The 6000-nt window shown below is 72.6% G+C and carries 6 protein-coding genes and 1 pseudogene; 6 read left to right on the forward strand and 1 reads right to left on the reverse strand.

Going from position 1 to position 6000, the window contains the following annotated elements:
- The first annotated feature begins 91 nt into the window (after window positions 1–91).
- The 6 genes and pseudogenes from ACIBNA_RS33630 (at window position 92) to ACIBNA_RS33655 (ending at window position 4700) form a co-directional block, all read left to right on the forward strand.
- Window positions 92–1135 carry a LacI family DNA-binding transcriptional regulator gene (locus ACIBNA_RS33630; RefSeq protein ID WP_399168967.1) on the forward strand — a complete coding sequence of 348 codons (1044 nt, stop codon included), beginning with the start codon at window positions 92–94 and terminating at the stop codon, window positions 1133–1135.
- Between the two features lie 334 nt (window positions 1136–1469).
- Window positions 1470–2681 carry a TolB family protein gene (locus tag ACIBNA_RS33635; protein ID WP_399168968.1) on the forward strand — a complete coding sequence of 404 codons (1212 nt, stop codon included), beginning with the start codon at window positions 1470–1472 and terminating at the stop codon, window positions 2679–2681.
- A gap of 97 nt (window positions 2682–2778) precedes the next feature.
- A pseudogene (locus tag ACIBNA_RS33640) lies at window positions 2779–2949 on the forward strand (helix-turn-helix domain-containing protein); the annotation flags it as partial.
- 86 nt (window positions 2950–3035) lie between these two features.
- On the forward strand, window positions 3036–3164 hold the full coding sequence (locus tag ACIBNA_RS33645; RefSeq protein WP_399169024.1) for a hypothetical protein: 129 nt from the start codon (window positions 3036–3038) through the stop codon (window positions 3162–3164).
- Window positions 3165–3354: 190 nt separating this feature from the next.
- The gene (locus tag ACIBNA_RS33650; RefSeq protein WP_399169021.1) at window positions 3355–4377 is read left to right on the forward strand and encodes a DUF5954 family protein; all 1023 of its coding nucleotides are present in this window, start codon (window positions 3355–3357) and stop codon (window positions 4375–4377) included.
- Window positions 4284–4700: a transposase gene (locus tag ACIBNA_RS33655; RefSeq protein WP_399168969.1), complete on the forward strand. Its 417-nt coding sequence runs from the start codon at window positions 4284–4286 to the stop codon at window positions 4698–4700. Before ACIBNA_RS33650 ends, ACIBNA_RS33655 begins: the two co-directional genes overlap by 94 nt.
- A gap of 270 nt (window positions 4701–4970) precedes the next feature.
- Here ACIBNA_RS33655 and ACIBNA_RS33660 read toward each other — a convergent pair.
- Window positions 4971–6000 (reverse strand): WD40 repeat domain-containing protein (locus tag ACIBNA_RS33660; protein ID WP_399168970.1); only part of this gene is annotated, 1030 nt, incomplete at its 5' end.

Below are 6000 nucleotides of genomic sequence, written 5' to 3' on the forward strand. Positions count from 1 at the left end.
GCTTTCTTCCCGGTCGGACTCCGGCCCGCGGCGAGCAGCGCTGGTCGAAACTTTCCACGGCCCTCGGGCGGGCCGGAGAGGTAGGTTCCCGATGGTCCGTACGGCGAGTGCGAGCGTGGCGGCAGGTCCGACGCTGGCGGTCGTGGCGCGCGAGGCGGGGGTGTCGGTGCCGACCGCGTCGAAGGTGGTCAACGGCCGGGAGGACGTGGCGCCCGAGACCCGCCGCCGCGTCACCGAGGCGCTCGACCGGCTCGGCTATGTGCGCAGACCCCGGTTCGACGCGACGAAGGCGCCCCGGCTGGTCGACCTGGTCGTGCACTCACTGGAGAGCTCCTGGTCGGGCGCCGTGCTGCACGGGGTGGAGGAGGCGGCGCACGACGCGGGCCTCGAGGTCGTGGTGTCTGCGGCCCTGACCCGCACCCGGGCCGGGCGCCCGGAGCGCGGCTGGCTGGACAAGCTGGTCGCCCGGGGCTCCTCCGGGGTCCTGTTCAACCTGGCCGAGCTGAGCGATTCCCAGTACGCCTGGCTGGAGCAGCACCGCATCCCGTTCGTGATGATCGACCCGGTCCAGGAACCGCCGGAGGGCGTGGCGTCGGTGGGCGCGGCGAACTGGCAGGGCGGTCTGACGGCCACGGAGCATCTGCTGTCCCTGGGACACGAGCGCATCGCCGTCATCGCCGGTCACCGGCGCACGATGTGCAGCAGCGCCCGGGTCGCCGGTTACCGCTCGGCGCTCGCGTCGGCCGGGCTCCGGCACCGCGCCGAGTACGTCCGGCACGCCGGCTTCGACGAGAGCCAGGCCCGCCGCCGCATGTGGGAACTGCTCGACCTGCCCGAGCCGCCGACGGCCGTCTTCGTCTGCTCGGACCGGATGGCGCTGGGGGTGTACGAGGCCTTGGCCGAGCGGGGGTTGAGGGTCCCGGACGACGTCAGTGTGGTGGGCTTCGACGACCTGCCCGAGGCACGCTGGGCCTCCCCCGCGCTGACCACGGTCCGCCAGCCGCTGTCGGAGATGGCCGCGACGGCGCTGCGCTCGCTGCTGCGCCTGATGGACGGCCACCACCCGGAGAGCACGCGAACGGAGTTGTCGACACGACTGGTGGAACGGTCGAGCACGGCGGCGCCGCGGGTGTAGCGGCGGGGGCGAGGTGGGGCGGGACCGGGAGCGGGGCGGGACCGGCCGTGAGGCCGGAGCGGTCACGGAGCAGGAGCCCCCCGGGCGGGAACGGCCGCGAGGGCGGGAGCGGAGGTGCGGCCGGACAGGGACGCAGGGGTGCGGGCGCGGGCAGGTGTTCGCACTCGCGGGTGCGGACAGTCGATCGCGGGTTCGGGTTGTACGGAAATGGTCGCATTGACCTGTGCCCGGTGGGGCCGTTGCATGGGTGCGGGCCCCTTGCCGCTGGGGCGGGGGGCGTTGCCGACCGGGGGGAATGATGCGTTCTGCGTTACGAGCGGCTGTCGTCGCCGCGATGGCATCGGTGTGCACGGCGGCGCCTGCCGGGCCCGCCGGGGCGTCCGAGCCGAGACCGGGCACGGAGTTCGTCGACGTCACGGCCGGCGGCGTCAAGGGGAACGGCGCTTCGGCGAACCCCGTGGTCAGCGCCGACGGCAGGCACGTGGCGTTCCTGTCCTGGGCCACGAACCTGGCGCCCGGCGACACCGACAGCGCCGCCGACGTCTATGTGAAGGATCTGCGTACCGGAGACCTGCGCTGGGTCAGCGACGTTCCGGGTGATCAGGCGTTCGGGGTGCCGTCCATCAGCGCGGACGGCACCCGCGTCACCTTCGCCGCGCTAGCGCCGAACACCTGGCCGCCGCCCCGCGAGGTGAGGCTTCCGGCCTACCTCCACGACACCCGGACAGGCCGCACCGCCCAGGTCGACGAGGGCACCGACCCCGCCTTCGGCCGGGCGGCGACGCCGGTCGTCAGCGGCAACGGGCGGTACGTGGCGTTCACGGCCCGGCCGACGGACAGCTTCGACGACCGGTCACGGCTCTACGTGCGTGACCTGAGGCGCGGCACCACCACGGAGATCGACCACCCGCTGCCCAGCGGCGAACAGCGCCTGGTCTCCCCCACGCTGAGCCACGACGGCAGCCGCGTCGCCTATCACCTGTGGGACGCGGGGACCGATCCCGGCGAGGACGAGGAAGGCGTCCACGTCCTCGACCGGCGGACGGGAGAGCGCACCCGCGCGGACGCCGAGTGCGCGGGAGACCCAGCGGAGAGCGGGGTCGGTTCCCCGGTGATCAGCGCCGACGGCCGCCATGTCGCGTTCAGCTGGAAGTGCCTCACGCTGCCGTCCGGAGGCACCAACGACACCGCGGGCGTCGTCGTACGGGATCTGCGGCGTGGAACGCTGCGGCACGTCCTGGGCCCGCAGCCGCAGTACGCCGCGCACAGCGGCCGGCCGAGCGCCGACGCCCGCCGGATCGCCTTCGCCGTGTCCGAATCGGGGCCTGGTCAGCGCCCCCGCCAGGTCGTCTACTGGCGTGACCTGCGCACCGGCCAGGTGGCCATGATCAGCGCTCGCCCCGACGGCACGGCGAACCAGCGGCCCGCGGCCCACCCGACCATCGACGCCCGCGGCCGGGTCGTGGCCTTCGACGGTGAGCGGCTCGACCTCCAGGGCGAGGACGGCTTCAGCGAGCGACAGGCGTTCGTCACGCGCGTGCGCTGAAGGCGTGCTCGTGTCGTCGCGCACCCCTTACGCGTGCCGCGCGCCCCGTCGCCGCAGGGAACTGGCCGGGGCGGCGGCGGGCAGTTGGGGGACGACCATGACACGCCGGCGGCCGCTTCCGGACGCACTGCCGAGGGAGGCACGGCACCTGGTCAGGCAACCGCGGGCCCTGAAGGACCGCACGGGTCTGAGCCTGGCCGAGCCGGCGCGGCGGACGGCGTACAGCAAGTCGTCGTGGCAGCGGTATCTCAGCGGGGCCAAGCAGCCGCCGGGGGGAGCGGTGCAGGCGCTGTGCCGGGTGGCGGGGGCGGACCAGGCGCGGCTGCTGGCGCTGGCGGACCTTGCGGACCAGACGTGGCCGCACGGCGCGGCGGAGCCGGAGGGGCCGGCCGGGCAGGCGGTGGGCAGGGCGACGTCTCCTTCGCGGTTTTCGCGGTGCTGCTGGCCGGGCTGCTGTGGGTGCTGCCGACGGGGAGCGGGTGAGGTCGTAGGGCCACCCGCTCCCCGGGCGACGGCGTTCAGCCGAGGGTGCGGTAGTGGGCGTTCTTCCCGCCGGAAGGTGGGACGACCGGGACCCGCGTGGGCCGGGAACCACCGTCTTGCGTTCCCAACAACAGCCTTTGTTGGCTCGTTCGGCCTGATTCGGCTCCCCGCCCGCTACGACAATGCGTGCATGAACGATGACTGGCAGCAACAGATCGACGCTCTCCAGGAGGAGTTGGTCCGCCGTGACGACCCCGCCGCCTGGGTGCGGGAGGCCGACGCGATGGACGCCTCGCGGCGCTATCCCGCTCTGTCGTTGCGCGGACCGGTCTTCGGGGTCGCCGTGCACGATCCGGCGGTGGGGCCGGAATGGCGGCTGCTGAAGCCGGTGACGGACGGCATGCCGCAAGTGGCCCGGGACGGGCTGCACTCACACCTGTGGTTCACGGCGAAGGACGACACCGACGACCCGGCCGTCCGGCGTGAACTGCTGGCGGCCGTCGCGGTGATGGAGCGCGAGCCGGTGAACGAGGTCGAGGCGTGCGGGGTCCGCTACCGCGTGGTGCGCGGCGACGAGTTCGCCCGCTGCAACGACGACGGACTGGAGCCGCCGCGCCCCACCGACCCGGAGCCGGCACGGCGGTCGTGGGACAGGCGGGCCAAGGACACCACGTCCCCGGACGTCGGCTTCGTGCTCGACCCGGCCCGCCCGGACGGCCTGGCGGCGGACGCGCTGCGACTGGGGCTGCGCGAGTTCACGTACACGGGCGCCCGATTCCCCTCCGACGTCCGCGCGGACTCCGAGAAGGCGGTGGCCACGCACCCGGATCCCGTGCTGCTGCCCACCGGTTTCGGCGTGGTCGAGCGCGGCCGCTACGGCTGGCAGCCCTGCGGCGCCCTCATGGCCACGCCGCACGACGCCCGGCGCCTGCTCTACAGCGGCATGTCCGAGATGTGGGCCATGCTGTACCAGTACGACGACACCAAGAAGGCCCGGTACGCGCGCGCCGCCGAGGAGTACAAGGCACTCGACCGCGCCGACGAGTTCCGCTTCGGCGACCGCGTGTTCCGCATCTGCCGCGTCGAACGCATGCTGCGCATGGGCCCCGACGGACCGGAGTGCCCGCGCCCGTCGGACGTCGACGAGTACGGGCCCATGAAGATGCACCCGACGATGGACGAGGACGGCACGATCCACTACGGGACGGCCTAGAGGTTGTCCGCAAAGTCCCGTCATCCGCCCGGAAGGCGGGCCCTGCGGGCGCCGAATCGCCCGCCGCCGAGCCCGAACCCGTGCAGTTCCGGCTGTCCAACCTGCCCGCCGACACCCCGCTGGCCACCTTGGTGCGCACCCCGAAGCTGCGCTGGCGCATCGAGCACGACTACCGCGAGATGAAGCAGGCCCTGGGCCTGGCCCACTTCGAGGGCCGCACCTGGCGGGGCCGGCACCACCACGTCTCCCTCGTCTCCGTCGCGCACGCCTTCTGCACCCTCCAGCGCATCATCCGGTCCCCAAAAGGGACGGCGTCGGCCTGAGCCTCTACCGGGTCGCCCGCGAACTGCAGTTACCGCTCGCGGTCTGGACCGGCGACTGCCCCACCTGTCACCGCAATATGCCAGAACCAATACCGACCTGACCAAGCCCTACTGGCACCGCTGTCTCGTCCGGCCACGTCCAAGGACACGTCGACGGCCACTTCGGGGTGGCCTACTCCGCCCGGTTCAAGTTCCGTTGGTGGACGCACGCAGGACAGGATGCAGACGCAGGATAGGCATCGTCTCTGGCCACGACGGTCCAAGAGAGCTTCAGGAAGGGCATACCGGGCTGGGTGGCTGGCCCACGAGGTACATTGCCCGTTCTTCCGTTGTGAAGTCCCGGCCGACAGCCTTACAGATCTTTCTGATCGCCTCAGATTGATTGGGCAGCTCTACATCCCACAGGCGCACCGTGTGGTCGCGGCTGGCGGTGGCGAGGGTGTGTCCGTCGGGGCTGAACGCCACAGGGTTCATGGTGCCTTCGGCGCCTGCGAGGGTGGTGCGGGTGCGGCCGGTGGCGGTGTCCCACAGTCGCACCGCGTCGTCGTAACTGCCGGTGGCCAGGGTGCGGCCGTCGGGACTGAACGCCACCGAGCGCACGTCGTCCTTGCGGATGGTGAGGGTGGAGCGGGCGCGGCCGGTGGCGGTGTCCCACAGTCGCACCGCGTCGTTGCTGGCGGTGGCGAGGGTGTGTCCGTCGGGGCTGAACGCCACCGAGGTCACAGGGTACTGGTGGTCGGCGAGGGTGGTGCGAGTACGGCCCGTGCGGGTGTCCCGCAGGTGCACCGTGTAGTCGCGGCTGACGGTGGCCAGGGTGCGGCCGTCGGGGCTGAACGCCACCAGGCCGTTGTCGCTGGCGAGGGTGGCGCGGGCGCGGCCGGTGGCGGTGTCCCACAGCCACACGGTGTTGCCGTCGCTGCCGGTGGCGAGGGTGCGGCCGCCGGGGCTGAATGCCACCGAGTCCACGGATCCTTTGCGGCCGGTGACGGTGAGGGTGGTGCGGGTGCGGCCGGTGGCGGTGTCCCACAGTCGCACCGTGTCGTCGTAGCCGGCGGTGGCGAGGGTGTGTCCGTCGGGGCTGAACGCCACCGAAGTCACAGAGCCTTTGTGACCGGTGAGGGTGGCACGGGTGCGGCCCGTTGCGGTGTCCCACAGTCGCACCGTGTCGTCGTAACTGCCGGTGGCCAGGGTGTCTCCGTCAGGACTGAACGCCGCAGAGGTCACGTCACCGTCGTGGCCGGTGAAGGCGGCGCGGGTGCGGCCGCTGGCACCGTCCCACAGTCGCACCGTGTTGTCGTAG

Source organism: Streptomyces sp. NPDC050164, assembly GCF_044459945.1.
Taxonomy (GTDB): domain Bacteria; phylum Actinomycetota; class Actinomycetes; order Streptomycetales; family Streptomycetaceae; genus Streptomyces; species Streptomyces coeruleorubidus_A.